Here is a 21,717-nt window from a genome sequence, read left to right as displayed (position 1 = left end):
GCTTTTGTGTCTGTACAAGAAATCCGCCCAAAGGCGCAAAATCCTGTTCAGTGTCAAACGCAAACTACTTCGGTACGGCTATAATAACAACCTTAACCGGTGGCGGATGCTGTTATGCTGTATGTTTATCAATCCAATCAATTAGCTGATTTAGCTGCTCTGTTTGCCAGCGTATATCAGCATACTTCACCGCAATCGGCATGGACGGCCACGGAAATCGTGGTACAGAGTCAGGGTATGCGCCGCTATCTGAACCATTATCTGGCACAGGAGCACGGCATTGCCGCCAATCTGCATTTTAGTCTGCCTGCCGGTTATATTTGGCAATTAACCCATCAAGTATTGCCAGAGACGCCGAAACTTAATCCATTTCAGTCGGAAGTGCTGCGCTGGCGCCTGCTGGCTTTATTTCGCAGTGCAGCGTTTCAGCAGCCGCAATTATGCCAGACTGCCAGAGCACTGCAATCATACCTTGATAGCAGTATACAGGCACCTTACCATTTAGCCGGAAAACTTGCTGATATGTTTGACCAATATTTAATCTATCGCAATGATTGGATAAATATTTGGCAAGCCGGTGAGTCTGCTCACCTGGGTGAAGACGAAGGCTGGCAAGCAGAATTATGGCACTGGCTGAGTAATGAAACAGATTCTCCCCATCGCGCTGGCCTGATGCAGAACTTTCTGGCGCAGCTTAGTGCAGAACACCTGCCGCAACGAATTTTTGTATTCGGAATTGCCACACTGGCACCGGTTTATCTGCAAGCATTTCAGGCAATGGCACAACATACTGATGTGCATGTATTTGCAGTTAATCCATGTGCGGAATACTGGGGCAATGTGCTTTCTGCCGATTTACTGCTACATAATCAGGAAGCTGATCTGAGCGTGGTTGGCCATCCTTTACTGGCCAGCTTGGGCAAACAGGGACGGGATTTTTTTGATGCACTCAATGATTTGGGTGAAGTGATACATATGCCGTCCGTGTACGCTGAATGCGGTGAAGTAGCTGATAGTCTGCTGCATCGGCTGCAAAATGATATTCAGTGTCTGCAGCATCCGAAACAGACTGAACCACCCTACCAGCGACAGGCCTATGATAGCTCCATCCAGATTGTTGCCGCACATTCACGTTTGCGTGAGCTGCAAATTCTGAAAGAACAGCTACTTCAGGATCTGGCGGCACATCCGGGCTGGCAGCCACAGGACATTGCTGTACTCACACCACATATTGAGCCATATCTGCCGTTTATCCATGCCGTATTCGGCCAGAATCAGGGCAATACACCTGCCCTGCCTTACAACATAGCCGACGTTAAAATCAGTCTGCAAGAACCTTTATTGCAATTGCTGGAAAAACTGCTGCAACTGATGCAGAGCCGCTTTGATATCGAAACGGTGCAACCCCTGCTAGACGAATCCGCCCTGCGTGCACGCTTCGATTTAAACGACAGCGATGTGGCACTGATAAACCGTGTCTGGCGTGAACAGGGGGTACGCTGGGGTGTAAATGCAGATATGCGCCATGAATATGGTGGTCAGGGTAAACATTTTACCTGGCAGCAGGCACGTGAGCGTACAGTACTGGGCTGGCTGCTGCCAGACAATAAACACACTGCACTGTGGCAGCAACAGCTTCCGTGGTTCGGCGATATTGGCCAGACAGAAATTCTGGCACGTGCACAACAGTTAATTGATTGCCTGATTGAGCATCATACGCGCTGGCAGAATGCAGCCACCATTACAGAATGGATTACGCGTACTCGGCAGTTACTGCGAGATTTGGCCGATGAAGACTCTCTGGCCGGTAATGCCATGCAGCAACTGGAGACCAGTTTGGCCGACTGGCAGGCACAGGCAGCACTGGCACAGTTTGAGCTGCCTATTGAACCGGTTATTGCCATTGAGCATTTACAGAATCATCTATCCAGCACTCGTCAGGCCGGATTTCTCCGTGGCGGCATTACTTTTTGCAGTATGGTGCCGATGCGCAGTCTGCCCTTTCGCTGTATCTGCCTGCTGGGTCTGAATGATGGCGAGTTTCCGCGCACCACCAAATCGGCTGCTTTCGATTTAATTGCCCAGCATCCGCGCCGTGGCGACCGTGCCCGCCGCAATGACGACCACTATCTGTTTCTGGAATCCATTCTGAGCGCACGCGAAAAACTGTATCTATCCTATGTCGGTAAAGATATCCGCAAAAATGAAGAACTGGCACCTTCTGCTTTGCTATATGAACTTACCGATGTACTGGCAGCCATGACCGGCTGCAATCCACTGGAGTTTAATCAGCAGCATATCATCCAGCATCCGTTACAGCCTTTTTCCTATCGCTATTTCAATGGTGATTTAGCTAGCTGTCGCCATGATTATGCCGATGCGCTAAATCAGGAAATCGTTCCACCTACACCTTTCTATGCAGCGACTATTGAACCGGAAGAAAATAATCAGGAAATTGATATTGAATCTTTCATCCGTTTCTGGCGCAATCCGGTACGCCACTGGCTCCAGCAACAGTTACAATGGCAGGCACCGTATCAGGAAACACCGGTTAGTGCAGCGGAACCATTTGCTATTGAAAACAGTGCGCTAATCTATACTGCCTACACCCGCGCACGCCAGCAGCATCTGGATTTTACCGATGTAGATGCAGCGCTGGCTGTCAGCGGGCTAATACCGGAAGGTGAGCTGGGTGTGATTGTCAGCCAGACGCTACGCACGCAGACGCTGGCTCTGGATAGCGAAATATTGTTTAGCCCGGCCGTGGCCGATATTACTTTTGTCTTTAATCATCAGCAGCTACAGCTAAGTGGTAACATCTGCCATCTACACCAGTGCGGCCAACTGCTTGAACGCTGTCAAGCGCCCACTGCACCGGATAATATTGAATTATACCTGCGCCATTTACTCTTCTGTGCAGCCGAAGCTGAGTGTGCACAGGATACATACGAGCTTTATCCAGCCAAGCCGCGTAAGCTGGCAGCACTGAGCCGGCTGGATGCTCAGGCACAACTGGCTTTATGGCTGGAATATTACCAGCTGGGGCAAAGCCGGCCACTGCCGTTTTTTCCAAAAACCAGCCTCAGCGCAGCCCGCTCCTGGTATAAACGCCGACAAAAGAAAAACTGCGAACCCGGGCATGGCGCCGAAGAACGCAGCGCAGCCTTTAAAGTCTATATGGACAGCCACAACGGTAAACCGCAGGCCGATTATCCTGAAGTAGCTCAGGTATTTGGCCGCGATGCAGAGCTGCCAATTGACAGCCCCCTGTTCTGGCAACTGATTGAAGAATTACTGCTGCCGCTGATGGTGACGCTGGAAACCGCTGATAAAGAACAATGAGCCAAGCCTTAAACCCGATTACCATGCCTTTACACGGCACGAGCCTGATTGAAGCATCTGCCGGTACTGGCAAAACTTTCAACATTGCCGCCCTGTTTGCGCGGCTGGTATTGCTGGAACGTCTGCCGGTTGATGCCATTCTAGTCGTAACCTTTACCAAGGCGGCTACGGCAGAGCTGAAAACCCGTCTGCGTACCCGCCTGAATCAGGCACTGGCCTTGCTGCAAAATAATCTGCCACCGGAACAAAACGACCCGGTACTGCAACAGTTGATTGACAGTGCGCGCGCTCAGGATGACGACAGTAGCTTGATGCTGCGCCTACAGGCAGCGATTACCCAGTTTGACCGAGCCGCCGTCTATACTATTCATGGATTCTGCCAGCGTGTACTCACTGATTATGCCTTTTTGTGCCAGACACCATTTGATACTGAAACCATAGATACCGACCCGGAACTGTTGTGCCGCTTTGCTGAAGATTTCTGGCGCCGGCAGGTAAGCAATAACAGCCGCATGGCTACGCTGGCTGTAGCAAATAAACTCACCCCTGCCCGACTTATGCAGGAAATGGGGAGGCATTGCGGCGTGGCTGATTTACAGCTACGCCAGCCACCTGCTGTAGACATGGCGGCCATTAATGACAACTGGCAGCAAGCATGGCAAACAGTCTGTACCCATTTCAGCAGTATTCAGGATGCATTCTGGCAGTTATATCCGCAACTCAATGGTAAATCTTACGTCCAAAAAAGCTATCAGCAACTTTTCTGCGAACTGCAACAGGCTGTGGACAACACTGCCAGCTATCAGACCTTTTCAGCAACTACACTGGAAAGATGTGCCAAACTGGCCGCAGCTCAATTACACGAAAAAACCAAAAAAAATCAAATTCTCAATAATGAGCTGGTAGCTAAAGTTGCTTTGCTGGCCGAGCTGGCAGACACAGCCAGCGCCATGCAGGCAGCAGAAAACAGCGTAGTGCTGCAATTACAGCTAGACTGCTTTAACCATGTGCGCCAGTGTTTACAAGAACACCGGCGTAATAGTCACCAGCGCAGTTATGATGATTTACTCGCTGATGTAGGCATGGCGCTGTCTGCGGATAATCCGATGGCAGAAACTCTGGCCGCTGCGCTGGCACAAACCTGGCAGATTGCGTTAGTAGATGAATGTCAGGACACCGACCCGCTACAATATCGGATTTTCAAAACCGCGTTTGCCGCACAGAACCGACCGCTCATCATGGTGGGCGACCCGAAACAGGCCATTTATCGCTTTCGCGGCGCCGACATTCACGCCTATCTGCGTGCCGCCGCCGATACCCCACCACAGCAGCGCTATACTCTCACCACCAATTACCGCAGTCATCAGGCGCTGGTACAGGCAATTGGCCATTTATTCAGTGGCAAGCAGCGGCCATTCATTCTCGAAGGCATTGATTATCCACCGGTACAGGCACAAGCAGCAGATAACCGTCTGCATACCAGCCAAAACAGCACTGTCGTGCCGGCGGTGGTGGTGCGCTGGCTGCCTGAGCAGATTGAGGTTAACGACAAAGACGAAGAAATTATCCCCAACAAGGACAGCCTGCGGGTACGTGCTGCCGAATGTTGTGCTTATGAAATCGCGGACATGATTAATCAGGGTATGCGCGGCGAACTGCAACTGGGTAATCGGCCATTACAGGCCGGTGATATTGCTGTACTGGTGCACTCACACAATGAAGGCAGCATGATTGCCAGTGCGCTGAAACGCTGTGGCATTATGAGTGTCTCTCTTGGCAACCAGTCGGTTTTTGCCAGTACTGAAGCACAGGCTGTGATGGCACTGTTACGCTTCTGGCTGCAACCACAGCGTACCGAAACCCTGCGTTTTATCCTTGGCGGTGTGCTGTTTGGCTGGACAGCGGCGCAACTGGCAGAACTGAACCAGAATGAAAATACGCTGAGCGAATGGATTCAGCTAGCACTGCAAACACGTGAGCAATGGCAGCAGTATGGCATTTATACCGCCATACAGTGGTTTACCAGCCAGACCGGCATGGAAACCAGACTGCTCAGCCAGCGCAATGAACGCAGCCTGACCAATCTGTGGCAACTGGCCGAGCTACTGGCCGATGCTGAACAAACGCTGCCTACCGCCAATGCCCTGCTGGGCTGGCTAGCCAGCGCCATCAGCAATGAGCGTCCGGCCAATGAAAACTACCTGCTGCGGCTGGAAAGTGACGAAGCACTGGTGAAAATTGTAACCATGCACGCGTCCAAGGGGCTGGAATATCCGGTGGTATTCTGTCCATTTGCATGGGACGGCAAACAGGCCGTTAAAAATCAGGAGCGCTGGCAACGCCTGCACCAGCAGGATAATGTCGAACTGATTGCCAATGACCTGCTCAGCGATAGCGACCGTGAAGAGCTGGCACGCGAAAGCATGGCCGAGAGCCTGCGCCTGTATTATGTAGCCTTTACCCGTGCGCGCGAACAACTGGTTCTGTACACGGCCGCCTGCAACAGCACCGCTACCAATCCCATGGCGTGGCTGCTGGATGGCCAGCCAGAAGGTACGCTGGAAGAATCACAGCTATTCTGGCAGCAAACCCATAAAAAACATCTGCCCAGTACCCTGCGCGCAGCATGGCAAACCTGTCTGGCCAATAGCAGCCCGTCACTGTTTCACTGGTGTGAGGGCAGCGTAGCGCCCACCAGCATCCATACCCAGAATGCTCCCGAACAGCCTTATCGTGCCTTAACTCTGACTGCACGCCCGTTTCACGCCGTACGCTATACCAGCTTTACCAGCCTGAGCCGGCATGATTACCGTCATCAGGAACAGAGCCTCGAAGAAGAAAAACTGGCACCGGCACTGGATCTGGCCGAAGTGCAAATACAGCCATTAAATACCAGCACTGAAGCCGAAACTGCCCTACTGGCATTCGAACGCGGTATTAACGCCGGTCTGTGTCTGCATGCCATACTGGAGCAGACTGAATTCAGCCAGCCAGCCAGTGCGGCTGAACAGGCGCATATACTGGACTGTCTGGTGCGTTACGGTTTTGACAGCGAGCATGGCAGCACCATGCAGGCACTCACCGATGCTGTGCGCCAGTGTCCGCTGTCAGCACACACCACCATCGCCACCCTGCCAGTGCAGCAACGGGTGGCAGAAATGAACTTCATGCTGCATGTTGCCGATTTCAATATCGCAGATTTACAACAGTGGTTTGCCCGTGCCTCCGGGCTGCCGGCGTGTTGCATTCAGGCAGTACAGGAGCTGGATTTTGCCACCGTTAACGGCTTTATCAACGGCGCCATCGACCTTTTGGGCGAAGACATTCACGGACAGGTATATGTGATTGATTACAAATCCAACCATCTGGGCAATCGTCTGGCCGACTATGCACAGGAAAACATGGATGCGGCCATTGCCAAACATCACTATTACCTTCAGGCACTGATTTACAGCATTGCCTGTGCACGTTTCCTGCACAGCCACCAGCAACTGCCGGCCAGCATCAGCGTACGTTATCTTTTTCTGCGCGGCCTCAATCCGCACAACCAGCATGGTATCTGGAAATGGGACATAGACACCAGCAGCCTGATGCCGTGGCTGGTAGAACATGACAAAGCATAATAGCTGCGGTATATTGACAGTCATTGCCGCATTTTCGCTAAGGAAGCAACAGCATGCTAAACAAACCCGAAGAATTTATCATGGCCGTACTCGCCGGCATCTGGGTCGCTATCACCTTTATCATCTGCCGCTATCTGCAACTGCCTACTGATACAGGTTTACTGGTAACTACCCTAACGCTGGTGTGGGCACTGGTGTTTTTCCTATTGTGGCAGCGTGGTCGTACCCGCAACATCTGGCCGCTGTTTCTGGGTTTACTGGTTATGTGCTGGTGGCGTGCCATTTATCACTGCTCAGCCGAAATTATTTTCAATAGTGATAGCAGCATCACCAAACTGGTACACTGGTATGGTAGCTGGCCAGCACTGATTATTTATGCCCTGATTCCGGTGATTGGCGGCTATGCGTTCAAATGGTGGCAATATAAACGCCATACCTCGCAGACACCTGTCTGAATTATTTCGTACTGTCTGAAATAACCGCATCACCGCAGCCGGTGCCATAAGTATCTGGCTAAAGGAATAGCTGTAGACTCTGCCCCCGTCTATTTTCTCTCACATAAATGTATATGTCTGGCTACTTTCTTATGGCACAAATACAATTGAAAATCAGGTATTGATATTAATATTTATATTCTCATCGTGTCGTAAAATTCAGGAAATCAGGCCAGCATGAATCGCAATTAGCCGCTAAGCTCAGGTACTGATACATTTACTCCTGGCTGAACCAAACCGATTACCATGTCCACCGCCACCGTTATCAGCTTTCAGCAACGCCAGCGTTTGCGCCGGATGCGCTTACTGGCGACCAGTCTGCTGCTAACAGCCTGTGTACTATTTGTCATAAGCTGCCTGTGGCAAAAACAATATCCGGCACTGGCCTATCTGAAAGCCTTTGCCGAAGCAGCAATGGTGGGTGCGCTGGCTGATTGGTTTGCAGTAAGCGCACTGTTTCGCCACCCGCTAGGCCTGCCTATTCCACATACGGCCATTCTGCCGCAAAAGCAGGACAAAATTGCCGATGAACTCGGGCGCTTTATCGAAAATAATTTCTTGCAGGATAAAGCCATTGCCAGCCGTGTCTATCGCCTGCATCCAGCCAGCAAAGCACTGCAATGGCTGGTTGACCCGCACAACCAGCAACAATGGTTACCTGTTCTCATCCGCCAGATTCCACTGCTATTGCGTACCGCCACCGCCAGGGATGTCGCCAGATTCTGTAGCCAGCTTCTCAACCATCAGTACAGCGGCGCCCGTCTGGGCAGGACGCTGGCCAATATCTTAGTGTTAATTCATAAACAGGGTATCGACACATTACTGTTACGCACCCTGTTACTGCAAGTGCGCCAGTGGCTGCAAAATGAGCAAACACGTGACCAGCTTGAAAAAAGCCTGCTGTCATGGGTGGGTAAAATCGAAAAAACCGACCCCAATACATGGGATAAGCTCAAAGCATCACTGAAAACTACCCTTACTGCCCAGATTGACGACTGGGTAGCCAGCAAAGCACTCAACTGGGCAGACTCCTATATAGATGCTGTACTGGCCAATCCGCAACATGCTTTCTGGCGTGCCTGTCGCAAACAACTTTTGGTCACCGAACGCCAGTTACGCCGCAACCCGCACTGGCACCAGCGTCTTGCGGCCGGACGGGAGCAAATGCTGCATTCAGCCGCATTGCAGCAAAGCATCATGGATTTATGGGATAGTTTTGTTGGCTGGAGTGAATATGACACCAGCCAGAGCAACTCGTGGTGGCAACAACAACTCACACGCCTGTGTGCCCATATGCAGCAACAGGCCAGCCAATATCCGCAATTTATGCGCCGGCTGGATACCCGCATTACCCTGTGTGCACGGTTTACCATCCGCCAATACAAAAATCGCGTCAGCCAGTTTATCGCTGATAAAGTGAAAAGCTGGGACAGCAAACAGATGGTCGATAAACTCGAACTGAGTGTTGGCCGCGATTTACAGTTTATCCGCATCAACGGCACACTGGTAGGCGGCTGCATCGGTCTGATTATTTATATTCTCTCTCAGTGGCTAACGACCTGAACAGGCCTGTCAGTATTATTTGACCCACCCATACAAACTATTTAAATATTTGTTTTTATTAATTAATATATAATAAATCACATTATCCCATTCGTTCAGGCACTTCCCATACATTATCGTGACTGCTGTCTCGTCTTCCTTGCCTAGTTGTGCCTTTCTAACACCGCTCAAGCACAGGCAGCCATTTCTGAAGACCACACAGCTGAATTAAGGCCGGTTGTCATTGTTGCCTCGAAGCAGAATACACCGAGTTTCGACGTAATTGACCCAAAAGCCGCTTTTTAGTCTCTGACGGCGTTGATTTACTTAAATCCATTGCGAGAATGAGCGTTATCCGCAAGGGTGATATTTCTGGCGATCCCCTGCTGCGTGGCCTTGGTGGTTCGCGCCTGCTGATTACCGCAAACGACCAGTTTGTACTCGCCAGCACCGCTATGCTAGAAATCAGGATAATATCGCCGGCGCATAGATTTAGGCCAAAATAGCGCCTTTGGCACACTGGCCTTAAATGTAGCCTGGAAAGCCAACAAAAATACACTAGTGTAAATTGACATCGACAATGTCTTTAACAAAACCTATGCTGAAAAAGTAAACACATCTGCCTACGATTTCGACACATACTCAATACAAGAATACCGAGTTAATGAATGAGGCCATACCCTGTGTGGGCAAGGGCACAGATACGTTTCTGATAAGGTCTCGTATTCGCTGCCAGTGCAAACAAAAACCCCGGCTGCCGGGGTTAGAAATGACAAATTCAACCTACAGAAACAGAAAATTACTGTAATCTTAGTACATCAGTTTCTGCTGCTGGCGCAAACGCCAGTACTGCTGTTGCTGTTTTGGCGTCAGAATCTGATAGATATCATGTTCACGTTTAAGTTGTAAAAAATCATAGTCTGCACGTGCCTGTTGCTGTTGTGCCCAGATATGCTGTTCTTGCGCAATCATATTTTTAGCTCTAGCATCATCAAACAACTTGCTCAGTACTAGATTTTTGCGTTCCTGACGCAGATTAGCCAAAGTCTGGCGATTTTCATTACTCATAAGCGGACGCCGACTAGCATATTGATGGTCAATTTTCTGCACCAGCGCCTTCTGCTGAGTACTCAAATTTAACTGCGGTAAAATTGAATGAGGATTTACTAGACCATGAACCGGCGTCTGTTCCTGTACCACTACCGTTTCAGTCATTACCGCAGTCGGTTGTGCTGTTGTTGTGACAGCGGCAAAAGCACCCATATTCATAGAAGACAAAGCAGCAAGCGTTACTACACTGGTAATAGTTTTCATAACACAACTCCTTGTTATTTCAGTAAACGATACATTACATCGTTGTCTATCAGTATTCCATAAACCAATGTAAAAACAGGAATATAAATGCAATAAATTAGTAAACAACCCTATTTCATTTCTTCAGAAAACAAAATAGTCCCCTAAAAGATATTTGTCTTTATCCTGCCAGCCAGATTTACTTTTTATCCGGTAACACATAAGCAATCACATGTGATTGATACTTGCGGCAGAAATCACCACATAATCCTTAACGGTTTTGATATCCTCCTTACGCAGATGCCATTATTCGTATCCAGTAAGTCAGCCCCTAAGCATCCATGCCCAGATTAACAGCGTCAACAACCTAATCCCGCCATAGCCAAGTGCCAAACCACTTAGCAGCAGAATAAATACAGATATAGCTGATAATGATTAAACTTATGCAGAAAAATTAATCCCTGATTACATCATTTATATCAAAATAAAATTTTAACCACAAAGCGCACTCATCTCGTCTGCTAGTTCATTCAAACCCAGACTAACAGGTAAGAAAAAAGCGAAATCGCTATATATAGCGATTTCGCCAGAATCAATGACACCACAATAATGCCAGCAAATTTTGTTAAGGATTAGGCACGAGCAGTTAACGCTGCTACGGCCGGCAAAGTCTTACCTTCAAGAAATTCCAGAAACGCCCCGCCTCCAGTACTGATATAACTGATGTCGTCAGTAACACCAAACTGAGCAATAGCCGCCAGCGTATCCCCACCACCGGCAATCGAATAAGCATCACTCTGCGCAATTGCCTCGGCCAGCACCTTAGTACCCTGCGCAAATGAAGCAAACTCAAATACCCCTACCGGCCCATTCCATACAATGGTTTTGGCTGTTTTCATCATATGTGCCAGCCTTTGCGCCGATTGCGGGCCAATATCCAGAATCATATCATCCGCGGCCACATCCGCTACATTTTTGATTTCAGCAGGCGCATCCGCAGCAAAACGTTTGGCTACCACCACATCAGTTGGTAAAGGAATATTGCCGCCCTTGGCCGCTATTTTGGCCATAATCTGCCGTGCATTTTCCACCAGATCAGTTTCAGCCAGGGACTGCCCAATAGGCAGACCTTGTGCTAGCAAAAATGTATTAGCAATTCCGCCACCAACAATTAAATGGTCAACCTTATCTGCCAGACTTTCCAGAATAGTCAGCTTAGTAGAAACTTTACTGCCCCCCACAATAGCCACTACCGGCGCCTGCGGATTCTGCACCGCATGAGTCAACGCTTCCAATTCTGCTGTTAGCAGCATGCCAGCACAGGCTAATGGTGCCGCAGCAGCCACGGCTGCGGTGGAAGCTTCAGCACGATGCGCCGTACCAAAAGCATCATTAACATACACATCACCCAAGGCCGCATAAGCAGCAGCCAGAGCATGGTCATTTTCTTTTTCGCCGATATTCAAGCGCACATTAGGCAGCATCACCACCTCAGCTGCTTGCAATTGCGGTTTATGCTCACGCCAGTCTTCCATTACCCTAACACGCTGCCCCAGCAATTCTCCTAGACGTTGAGCTAACGGCGCTACACTGTCTTCCGGTTTGGGCGCACCCGCTTTCGGCCGCCCCAAATGCGTCAGCACCACCACCGCTGCGCCCTGCTGTAAACAATAACGAATTGAGGCCAACGAAGCACGAATGCGCGTATCATCAATAATGACACCATCTTTAATAGGCACATTCATGTCCACCCGAATCACGACAGTCTTACCAGACACATCCTGATCAGCCAACTTTTTAAACAACATGGTAGAGTTCCTGAAACGAAAAACGCCAACAAAATCGCCATACTGCCCCATACTTGCTAGATGACCACATTATCAGCGCATCAAACAGATAAAATAGTTATAAACCACAAAAAACTTGAAAAACTTTAAATTATCTTATAATTTACTCATAGGGTAAAGTCAGAAACAAGATCGTTATGATTTCCACCCATCTATATTTATAACTTATCTCAACACAACCACAACACAAATAGGAAAAATATATGACTCTTGCTTACTGGTGTGTTTTAATTGCTATGCTCCTGCCGTGGATTGCCGCTTCCTATGCTAAAAAAAGTGGTGGTTTTGGCTCCGACGACAATCATCAGCCACGTGAATTTCTGGCTAAAGCTGACGGCAAAGCTGCACGCGCTAATGCTGCTCAGCAAAATGGTTATGAAATTTTTGCCCCATTCGCTGCCGCTGTCATTATAGCCCATGTAACCGAAAATGCTGCCCAGTTCACCATCAATTTCTGGAGCGTCCTATTTATCCTTAGTCGTCTGGGTTATTTTTACTGCTATATCAACGACAAATCCTTTGCCCGCTCCTGCATCTGGGGATTTGGCGTTTTGTGTATCATCGCCCTATATATCGCCGCCATCTGAATATAAATACCGGCTGATATAAAAAATGGTCGGCAGAGGTACGCTACAGGCTTTTCAGCTATTAGGAAGATAATTTATGTTCGGTCCACACAAACCGGTTGCTGTCTTCGAGATAAGGTTAAACTTGGCTAGAACTGAATAATCTGTCACAGCCTTACCTGCGACAAATGAAGTGCCGGCCTGTTAATGACCAGCATGCATACTGGCAACATTTACTTTGAGTATAAATAGCTGATTAAACACTACCATTTATCTAAGTGGGCAAAAAAGTATTTTATTCTGAATGCCATACATATAAATTATTCGTAATAACAGACAATGCCCATTCATAGCTAGAGATCGGCTATGAATGGGTTTATGATTAATTTCGATAATCGCGTCAGATTTATTTATAGAAAAACTATTTACACAAAATCTGATACAGATTGGCTCTTATCACACATAATTATTGATTTGATTTTTTCCATGCATCAACCATTTCAGGAGTTACTTCATTTTTATAGCAAATAGGCGAATATCCACCCGGTCTACTCCATGCGCTTCTTTTTCCACAAGAACTACCATTTCTGGCAGTGTTGTAGGGACAAGCACAAACACTAGGATACTGCTGTATTGATGCATCAATTATTTTTTGCTTAATAGCATCATCTGTTTGTATGTTTGACCTGGCTTCCGAAAACTGACTTGTAAAAGATAAAATAACTAACGCTGTAGTAAGTACTAGAAATTTCATTTGTGTTATCTCCTCAAAAAACAACAATCAATATTTCATAGCAGCATAGATTTTTGAACAGCCCCTTCCACTGGATTTTAACCTGTAACTATATGGATAATAAATCTAAATATTCCTTAACCAACTAAACTCATAACATGAGTGAAGCTAATATCCCACAAATGATAGCCAACAAAAAATAGCCCTTACCAACTAAATTTTCCAACTGGTAAATAGTTAGCTGACGCTCATCCAGATACAAAAACAGACCATATAACACTTGTGTTATATGGTCTGCTATTAATCCAGCATCACATTGAATCTACAGCATTACATCCGTTCAACAATCATAGCAATGCCCTGACCACCGCCGATACACAGCGTAGCCAAACCAAGCTGCGCATCTCTGGCCTGCATACTATACAGCAGACTCACCAGAATGCGCGTGCCACTGGCACCAATCGGATGGCCGATGGCAATCGCCCCGCCATGAACATTGGTTTTATCCATATCAAAGTGCAGCTCACGGCCTACTCCGAGGAACTGGGCAGCAAAAGCTTCATTTGCTTCAATCAGATCAATATCCGCCAAAGTCAGGCCAGCTTTCTGTAATGCTTTTTGCGTAGCCGGTACCGGCCCCAGCCCCATCAGTGCCGGGCTTACACCAGCACTGGCATAGCTGCGAATACGCGCCAAAGGTTGCAATCCCTGTTCTTTGGCTTTGCTTTCAGACATGACCACCACAGCGGCAGCACCATCATTAATACCGGAAGAATTACCCGCAGTAACCGTACCATCGGTACTAAAAGCCGGCTTTAATTTGGCCAGCGCCTCAGCTGTTGCTTCAGCACGTGGATATTCATCACGCGCAAACACAACATCACCTTTGCGCGACTTAATCGTCACCGGCACAATTTCGGCATCAAACACACCGGCAGCCACTGCCTGTGCGGCCAGTTGCTGCGAACGCAAAGCCAGCTCATCCTGCTCCTGACGGCTAATCTGGTATTTCTGCGCAATATTTTCTGCCGTAATCCCCATATGATAATGATTGGTAGCACAAGTCAACCCATCATGTACCATAGTATCAATAACCTGTTGATTGCCCATGCGATAGCCCCAGCGTGCACGGCTATCAAGCAGATACGGTGCCCGGCTCATATTTTCCATACCACCAGCCACCACAACTTCAGCATCTCTGGCAGCAATGGCCTGCGCTGCCAGTGCCACCGTTTTCAATCCAGAACCACATACCTTATTGACTGTATAAGCTGGCACTGTATCAGCCAGCCCAGCCGCCAGCGCCGCCTGCCGTGCTGGATTCTGCCCCAGACCTGCCTGCAACACATTGCCCATCATCACTTCATCAACTAGAATACCCTCAACACCGGCGCGGCTGATTGCTTCTGCAATCACCAGCTTGCCCAAGTCTACGGTACCCACACTGGCCAATGAACCATTAAAACTGCCTACCGGCGTACGCGCCGCACTGACAATAACTGCACTTTCCATACTCACTCCTCAACCTAATTGTTTCCTGGTTTACAAACCACGCTGACTGATTACCATTTCACGGAAATCTTCAGCCACTACAAACTCAGCCTGCGTTTTAGCTCTAATCGTATCCAGGTCAACACCCGGTGCATGTTCCTGCAAAACCAGTTGTCCGTCAGCAAAGGCAAACACCGCCAGTTCAGTGACAATCAGATTAACCTTGTTTTTTGCCGTCAGCGGCAGCGTGCACTGCTTCAGTATTTTGGATTCACCATGTTTGGTACAGTGCTCCATACCGATAATTACCCGGCGTGAACCAGTAACCAAATCCATTGCGCCGCCCATACCCGGCACCATTTTGCCCGGCACCATCCAGTTCGCCAGGTTGGCTTCCTGATCAACTTCCAGGCCGCCCAGCACACACGCATCAATATGACCACCACGGATCAGAGCAAATGAAAACGCACTATCAAAAGTACAGCCGCCAGCAGCAATCCCGCACGGCTGCCCGCCGGCATTCACCAGATTAGGATTGGCCGCATCCGGATTGAGCGCCGCCAACCCTAGAAAACCATTTTCAGACTGTAGGGTAATATGAATATCTTCCGGCACATAATTGGCCACCTGAGTAGGCAAACCAATGCCCAGATTCACCACATCCCCATCATTAAATTCCATCGCAATTCTGCGTGCGATTAATTCTTTTGCATTCATGGTGATTCTTCCCCTATTCCGGATAAATAATATAATCAACCAGTGCTGCTGGTGTAACGGCTGCATCTGGCGTAATTTCGCCTACTTCAACCACATTATTAGCTTCTACAATCACTGTTTTCGCAGCCAATGCCACCAGCGGATTAAAATTCTGCGCCGACAGTTCATACACCAGATTACCCAGCTTATCTGCCGTTTTTGCCTCCACAATGGCCAGATCAGCGTGCAACGGCAACTCAAGCAAAAATTCCCGTCCGTTCACGGCAATTTTCTGTTTACCTTCCTCAACAACCGTACCCAATCCAGTTGGCGTTAGCACTCCACCCAAACCAGCACCAGCCGCACGAATCCGTTCCGCCAATGTTCCCTGTGGCACCAGTTCCACCTCAATCTCACCAGCAATCATTTTCTTACCGGTTTCCGGATTAGTACCAATATGTGAAGTAATAACTTTTTTAACTCGATTATGCGTAATCAATGGGCCCACACCGGTTTCTACAAACGCAGTATCATTGCCAATAATCGTTAAATCTTTAACCCCTGCATCCAGAATTGCCTGTACTAGTTTGGCGGGCGTACCAACTCCCATAAAACCGCCAAACATAATAGTCATGCCATCCCACAGATGATTTTTCACATCTGCCAAACTGAGCTGTTTCGTTTTCATACTCTTCTAACCTGAGATAAACAAAAAACCGAACAGAATAAGTAACCACCTATCCAGTCAACGAGCACATCAGGGCATATTGCATTGCCTGCCGGCAGTACCAGAAAAGCACTGCCGGCAGTTCAGCAATTACTCAATGTCCATATCCAGAATCGCTGCACTTAATCCTTTGCCATGCATATCATGAGCCAGCGTACGGGTTACCCCGCCACCCAAAGCACCATACATCACAAAATTCAGCGCACCGATATTCGGCAATTCGTAACGCACCACATCACCGGTCACAATATCCGCAAAAAATGCTTTTACTTTTTCTGCCGTTACTGCCGTTCTGAGACGCTCATAGTCTTCAGGTTGATAAGCAATTACCGAAATATTTGAGGTATTACCCTTATCACCTGTACGGGAATGTGCAATTTCACGTAACTTCATTATCAAACCTCCAGATAGTCAATATTAGTTTTAACCAGATCGCGGGAAATGTAAGTTGAGTCCATCGCTACAATTTCCTTAACAGATTTCATGGCACCGCCGCCACCAGCCGGCCCATTGGTATACAAAGTTTCCACCTCATTACCAACAACAGCAGCTTCGGCTTTAGTAGCAAAACGGCCAGCAACACGGACACGCACTTCATAAGGCTGGCTGTTGCAGGATAAAGTGGCACCATGCAAAGAATTAACCCCAATCAGGTCATAGCGCACTTCCTGTGGTGTAACACCTGAAATGGCAAAGCGTTCTTTAACAATATCCAGAGCCAGTTTGCCACGTTCTACTGCGCCCGGACCGGCATAACTCATTTCCCCTTCACCAATAAAGCCATCTTCATAGCCTACTGATACTTTCAGTGTTTCAGGACGAGCGCGACCAGTACCGCCAGTAACCGCAACACGATCTTTACCTTCCTGAGTGAAAGTAATATTAGAGAAATCAGCAATCACATCTGGTGTTTTATATTCATCCGGGCGATGAATTTCATACAGCATCTGTTGCTTGCAGGTATCAGGAGTCACCATACCGCCAGAACCTTCAACCTTAGTAATCACTGCATCACCATCGGCACTGATTTCAGCAATCGGAAAGCCCAAACGTGCCAAATCAGGCACATCACGATAGCCCGGATCAGCAAAATAACCACCAGTAATCTGGCCGGCACATTCAAGCAAATGCCCGAGGATAGTACCCTTACCCAGATGAACCCAATCCTCTGCACCCCATTTGAACTCATGCATCATGATTGACAGGAACAAAGATGGGTCAGAAACACGGCCGGCAATCACAATGTCAGCACCATTATTCAATGCCTCAACCATAGGTTCTGCACCAATATAAGCATTGGCAGAAACAATTTTCTTACCACATTGCGACACCGGTTTTTGTAACTCATCCAGCGGCAAATCCTGCTGTATTACCTGTTCATAAACATCATCACCCTCGATAATGGCAATTTTCAGATTTTTAGCACCCAGTGAACGAGCGATATCAGCAGTTACCTTAGCAGCCGCACGCGGATTGGCCGAGCCCATATTGGTAACAATTTTGATACCCTTTTCCAGACAGGCCGGCAATACCGCCTGCATACGCGCTGCCAACAATTCATTAAAGCCTGCTTCCGGATTGTGTTTTTTCTGCCGCTGGCCAATCGCAATCGTCCGCTCTGCCAGACATTCAAATACCAGATACTGAATATTTCCCTTTTGAGCCAGCTCAACTGCCGGTTCAATCCGGTCACCACCATATCCGGCACCACAACCAATCCTGATTTTTTTCATAAAATACACCTTATTATTGCAATTAAAGAAAAACCGACTGCATTCTTACAACGGGAACACCCCTGTCAGTATGGCTCCAATCGCCATAACAATAGATGCTGCCCACAAAACTGGAATACTAAATTTCTGATGATCGGCCAAATCCACCCCACTCAGACTGCACAACAGAAAAGTTGCAGGTGTAAGCGGGCTCACCGGGAAACCTGTCGTCATTTGACCTAATAGAGAAGCCTGTGCAACCTGAATTGGTGGGAATCCACCAATATTTGCCACCACTGGCATAATGCCAAAATAATAAGAATCAGGATCAAAGATCAGACTTAATGGCATTGCAATCAGACTGACAATAAAAGGGATATGTGAGGCCAAACCATCCGGTACAAATTCACCAGTCGAAACGGCCATTGCTTTCAGCATGCCTGATTCACTCATAATGCCGGTAAATACCCCAGCAGCAAACAAAATTGTAGCCATCATCAACGCACCTTTAGCATGGGCATTGATACGTGCAGATTGTTCAGCCGGTTTACGATAATTCAAAGTGAGAGCGATACAGCAGGCAACCATAAAAATAATAGTTGGTGCTATTTTGGTTGATACCATCAGAGAAATGACTATAATCACCAGAATAAGATTCGGCCAGAATAAATGCGGACGACGTAATTTCAACTCTTCTTCAGTCAGCGCTTTCGGTTTAAAATGAGTCACAACTTCAGACTTCTCATCAGTACCAACGACACCACCAGCACCACCAACTAGCCCCAGACGTTTTTCTTCCTTACGTCCCCAATACCATCCCATGAAAACCATAAACGCCAGACCAGTAATCTGCGCTGGAATCAGTGGAGTAAATAAATCATGTGTAGATACGTCCAACGCTGAAGCGGCACGAATCATCGGGCCTGTCCACGGTAAAAAATTCACCCCAGCACTAAGTGCAGTAATACCAGCCAGAATTCTCTTATCAATGCCCAGTTTGTCATACAATGGAATCATTGCCGGTACAGTAATCAGAAAAGTGACCGCACCATTGCCATCCAGATGTGCAATCAACGCCAGAACACCAGTACCAATAATAATCTTCTTCGGACTGGTTCCTACCACTTTCAGTATCTTGGCAATAATCGGATCAAACATCCCCGCATCGCTGACCACACCAAAGAAAATGATGGCAAACACAAACATCGCAGCCATCGGCGCAAGCTTAGAGATCCCCTTAACTGCCATCTTAGGAATAGTTGAATAAGCCGGTAAAGCCTCAACACTACCTTGAAAAACAGGTACGATATAAAGTGCAACTATAGCACCCAGAATAGGAATAATAATCAAAGAGACTATCGGAGAAAGTCGCTTACTCATAATACAAAAAAGCAGAGTAGCAATAGTCAATATGCCTATTAATGCAAGCATAAATGCCCCCCTTTTTGGGTCGTTATAAATAAAGAAAAAAATAAATATCTAAGAAAGCCCCAGCATTCTCACCATAACGCCCCTGCCTGTCTAATCGATAATAAAGATGGATTAATAAGCAAAACCAATTAATCTAACAATCCATAAAAACTTGATAAAACTCAAATTGTCTTTACAATAAATATGCTATTGTGAATAATAGTATGGATTAAAATATTGGCAATAAATGCTATATGAATATATCGATTAAACAGATAAAAGCTTTTCTGGCCCTGGTAGAGGAAGACAATTTCACCCGGGCAGCTCAAAAGATTCATCTGTCTCAGCCTGCATTCAGCAGCCTCATTGCCAATCTAGAACAGGAAATCGGCTATCGCCTGTTTGACCGGGATACGCGTAAAGTTCAATTAAATGAAAACGGTATTCACTTCATTAAACTGGCACGCGAACTTATGTTCGCCTACGAACGTACCACCAAAGAAATACGTTCGCATGCAAACAATCACCAGGAAAAGTTAGTTGTGGCTGTTATGCCGTCCATCGTCGTACAATGGGTTTCACAACTTTTAGCGACTTTTCATCACCAGCATAACAATATCAAAGTTGAATTACTCGACACTCAATGGGACCGGTGTCTGCAAGCCTTATTGCAAGGACATGCAGAGCTCGCCTTAACCGCAAAATCCCCTTCCTTGACCGAAATTTCTTCTGAATTTCTTTTTTCAGATAAATTTCATCTCATATGTCATATCAATCACCCATTGGCCAGCAAAAAAAACATTGAATTAAAAGATTTACTTGAATATGACATGATAGGCTTTACCAAAGGTACCAGCATCCGTCATTATGTAGATAAAATTGTTGATTTATTTGGAATTAACTATGTAGTAGAAGTTAGTCAGCTCACTACCATGATGGGATTGGTAGCAGCCAACTACGGCATCGGTCTTGTGCCCAGACTGACACTATTTCAATTTGAGCACAAGAATCTAGTGATTAAAGATGTTACAGACATGAATCTGGAGCGCTCTATCTACCTAATTAAACATAAAAAGCGCAAATTGTCAGCACAGGCAGAGAACTTTTATCATCACATCAAAGCCAACATTTTTAGCAATTAACAACCAGCATAGCACAGGCCATTATCTGGCAACAGTGGCTGGTAATGCACGACGATGTTTAGAAGTTGATGCAGTAGGCTTTACTGTTACACCGCTAACACTGATATCATTTTGCAACTTTTCATAAGTTGCTTTACCAATGCCCTTTACGCGCATAATCTCTTCTGTAGAATGGAAAGAACCATGTGTATTGCGATAATCAACAATTGCCTGAGCCTTGACTACACCGATATGCGGTAATGATTGCAACTGTTGCGTTGATGCAGTATTAATATTCACAGCGGCCCAAACTGGGGCCATGCCAAACAGCAATACCATAATCATAAAAATTTTCTGCATCTCTATCTCCTGTCAAACCTGATTGAAGCGTTTCAGCAACAAATAGCTACACTTAAAATTTGCCAAAAGCATAAAACATAAACAATACTTATGCAATTATTATTTTCATTATCGAAAATATCCAACTATCCACAACCAGTATAAGCTGTAGTAGTCTTTATTTAATCTGACATTTAGTGTATTTTAAACCAACAATGGAGTGTCAGTAATGAATCAATCTGCAAAAATAATTAAACCTAAATTAGGACTTTTAGAACTCGCTAAACAGTTAGGTAACGTTCAGCAAGCCTGTAAAGTCTTGGGGTATAGTCGCGACAGCTATTATCGCTTCAAAAAACTCTATGAACAGGGCGGAGAATTAGCTCTTCAGGAAATAAGTCGCAAAAAACCTATAGAGAAAAATCGCGTAGAACCTCATATTGAGCAGGCTGTCGTTAATATGGCTTATGAATTTCCTGCTTATGGCCAACATCGGGTTGCTAATCAGCTACGTCTGCAAGGAATAATGGTCTCTGGCAGTGGTGTACGTTCAATCTGGTTACGCCACGATTTAGAAAGCTTCAAAAAAAGACTGATCGCTCTGGAAACAAAAGTAGCTCAGGAAGGGCTTGTGTTAACAGAAAGCCAGCTACAGGCTTTAGAGAAAGCGAAAGCAGCGCGAGAGGCACAGGGTGAAATTGAGACCCAGCATCCTGGATACTTATGCGCACAAGATACATATTATGTTGGTCATATTAAAGGGATTGGGAAAATATACCAA

18 protein-coding genes are annotated in these 21,717 nt (G+C 47.0%); 8 read left to right on the top strand and 10 right to left on the bottom strand.

What is annotated here, in order from left to right:
* The first annotated feature begins 114 nt into the window (after positions 1-114).
* The 5 genes from recC to BGI33_RS13185 all read left to right on the top strand — a co-directional run bounded on the left by recC (position 115) and on the right by BGI33_RS13185 (position 9,507).
* The gene (recC, locus tag BGI33_RS08275; RefSeq protein WP_100090742.1) at positions 115-3,342 is read left to right on the top strand and encodes an exodeoxyribonuclease V subunit gamma; all 3,228 of its coding nucleotides are present in this window, start codon (positions 115-117) and stop codon (positions 3,340-3,342) included.
* Positions 3,339-6,965: an exodeoxyribonuclease V subunit beta gene (gene recB / locus BGI33_RS08270; RefSeq protein ID WP_100090741.1), complete on the top strand. Its 3,627-nt coding sequence runs from the start codon at positions 3,339-3,341 to the stop codon at positions 6,963-6,965. The genes recC and recB overlap by 4 nt, the downstream gene beginning before the upstream one ends.
* 53 nt (positions 6,966-7,018) lie before the next feature.
* Positions 7,019-7,420, top strand: coding sequence for a hypothetical protein (locus BGI33_RS08265; protein ID WP_100090740.1), 402 nt, complete (start codon positions 7,019-7,021; stop codon positions 7,418-7,420).
* A 285-nt stretch (positions 7,421-7,705) separates the two neighbouring features.
* Positions 7,706-9,022 (top strand): DUF445 domain-containing protein, encoded by a 1,317-nt coding sequence (locus BGI33_RS08260; protein WP_100090739.1) that lies wholly within the window; start codon positions 7,706-7,708, stop codon positions 9,020-9,022.
* Between the two features lie 323 nt (positions 9,023-9,345).
* Positions 9,346-9,507: a hypothetical protein gene (locus BGI33_RS13185; protein ID WP_180297069.1), complete on the top strand. Its 162-nt coding sequence runs from the start codon at positions 9,346-9,348 to the stop codon at positions 9,505-9,507.
* 304 nt (positions 9,508-9,811) lie between these two features.
* On the opposite strand, the gene BGI33_RS08255 is transcribed toward BGI33_RS13185, so the two are convergent.
* A complete protein-coding gene (locus tag BGI33_RS08255) occupies positions 9,812-10,315 on the bottom strand; it encodes a Spy/CpxP family protein refolding chaperone (RefSeq protein WP_100090738.1) in 504 nt (167 codons plus the stop codon).
* Positions 10,316-10,926: 611 nt separating this feature from the next.
* On the bottom strand, positions 10,927-12,102 hold the full coding sequence (locus BGI33_RS08250; RefSeq protein WP_100090737.1) for a phosphoglycerate kinase: 1,176 nt from the start codon (positions 12,100-12,102) through the stop codon (positions 10,927-10,929).
* Positions 12,103-12,344: 242 nt separating this feature from the next.
* On the opposite strand from BGI33_RS08250, the gene BGI33_RS08245 reads away from it, so the two are divergent.
* Positions 12,345-12,728: an MAPEG family protein gene (locus tag BGI33_RS08245; RefSeq protein WP_100090736.1), complete on the top strand. Its 384-nt coding sequence runs from the start codon at positions 12,345-12,347 to the stop codon at positions 12,726-12,728.
* 445 nt (positions 12,729-13,173) lie between these two features.
* Here the strand turns inward: BGI33_RS08245 and BGI33_RS08240 are convergent, their stop codons facing one another.
* From BGI33_RS08240 to BGI33_RS08210, 7 genes are all read right to left on the bottom strand, one after another.
* Positions 13,174-13,461: a hypothetical protein gene (locus BGI33_RS08240; RefSeq protein ID WP_100090735.1), complete on the bottom strand. Its 288-nt coding sequence runs from the start codon at positions 13,459-13,461 to the stop codon at positions 13,174-13,176.
* Between the two features lie 309 nt (positions 13,462-13,770).
* Positions 13,771-14,952, bottom strand: coding sequence for an acetyl-CoA C-acetyltransferase (locus tag BGI33_RS08235; RefSeq protein ID WP_100090734.1), 1,182 nt, complete (start codon positions 14,950-14,952; stop codon positions 13,771-13,773).
* Positions 14,953-14,982: 30 nt separating this feature from the next.
* A complete protein-coding gene (locus BGI33_RS08230) occupies positions 14,983-15,648 on the bottom strand; it encodes a 3-oxoacid CoA-transferase subunit B (protein ID WP_100090733.1) in 666 nt (221 codons plus the stop codon).
* Between the two features lie 13 nt (positions 15,649-15,661).
* A complete protein-coding gene (gene atoD / locus BGI33_RS08225) occupies positions 15,662-16,315 on the bottom strand; it encodes an acetate CoA-transferase subunit alpha (RefSeq protein ID WP_100090732.1) in 654 nt (217 codons plus the stop codon).
* 129 nt (positions 16,316-16,444) lie between these two features.
* Entirely contained in the window at positions 16,445-16,747 is a 303-nt protein-coding gene (locus BGI33_RS08220) for an AtuA-related protein (RefSeq protein WP_100090731.1), read from the bottom strand.
* 2 nt (positions 16,748-16,749) lie between these two features.
* Positions 16,750-18,087 carry an acyclic terpene utilization AtuA family protein gene (locus tag BGI33_RS08215; RefSeq protein ID WP_100090730.1) on the bottom strand — a complete coding sequence of 446 codons (1,338 nt, stop codon included), beginning with the start codon at positions 18,085-18,087 and terminating at the stop codon, positions 16,750-16,752.
* A gap of 45 nt (positions 18,088-18,132) precedes the next feature.
* A complete protein-coding gene (locus tag BGI33_RS08210) occupies positions 18,133-19,497 on the bottom strand; it encodes a CitMHS family transporter (RefSeq protein WP_100090729.1) in 1,365 nt (454 codons plus the stop codon).
* A 233-nt stretch (positions 19,498-19,730) separates the two neighbouring features.
* On the opposite strand from BGI33_RS08210, the gene BGI33_RS08205 reads away from it, so the two are divergent.
* On the top strand, positions 19,731-20,618 hold the full coding sequence (locus BGI33_RS08205) for a LysR family transcriptional regulator (RefSeq protein WP_100090728.1): 888 nt from the start codon (positions 19,731-19,733) through the stop codon (positions 20,616-20,618).
* Between the two features lie 21 nt (positions 20,619-20,639).
* Here BGI33_RS08205 and BGI33_RS08200 read toward each other — a convergent pair whose 3' ends face one another.
* On the bottom strand, positions 20,640-20,957 hold the full coding sequence (locus BGI33_RS08200) for a ComEA family DNA-binding protein (RefSeq protein WP_100090727.1): 318 nt from the start codon (positions 20,955-20,957) through the stop codon (positions 20,640-20,642).
* Positions 20,958-21,165: 208 nt separating this feature from the next.
* Between BGI33_RS08200 and BGI33_RS08195 the strand changes: the two genes are divergently transcribed.
* Positions 21,166-21,717: helix-turn-helix domain-containing protein (locus tag BGI33_RS08195; protein ID WP_144235408.1), on the top strand; the 552-nt coding region annotated here is incomplete at its 3' end.

This window comes from Snodgrassella alvi (genome assembly GCF_002777425.1).
GTDB classification, from domain to species: Bacteria; Pseudomonadota; Gammaproteobacteria; order Burkholderiales; family Neisseriaceae; genus Snodgrassella; species Snodgrassella alvi_B.
Note: the sequence above shows the minus strand (reverse complement) of the source record. Positions and strands in the feature narration are given on the sequence as shown.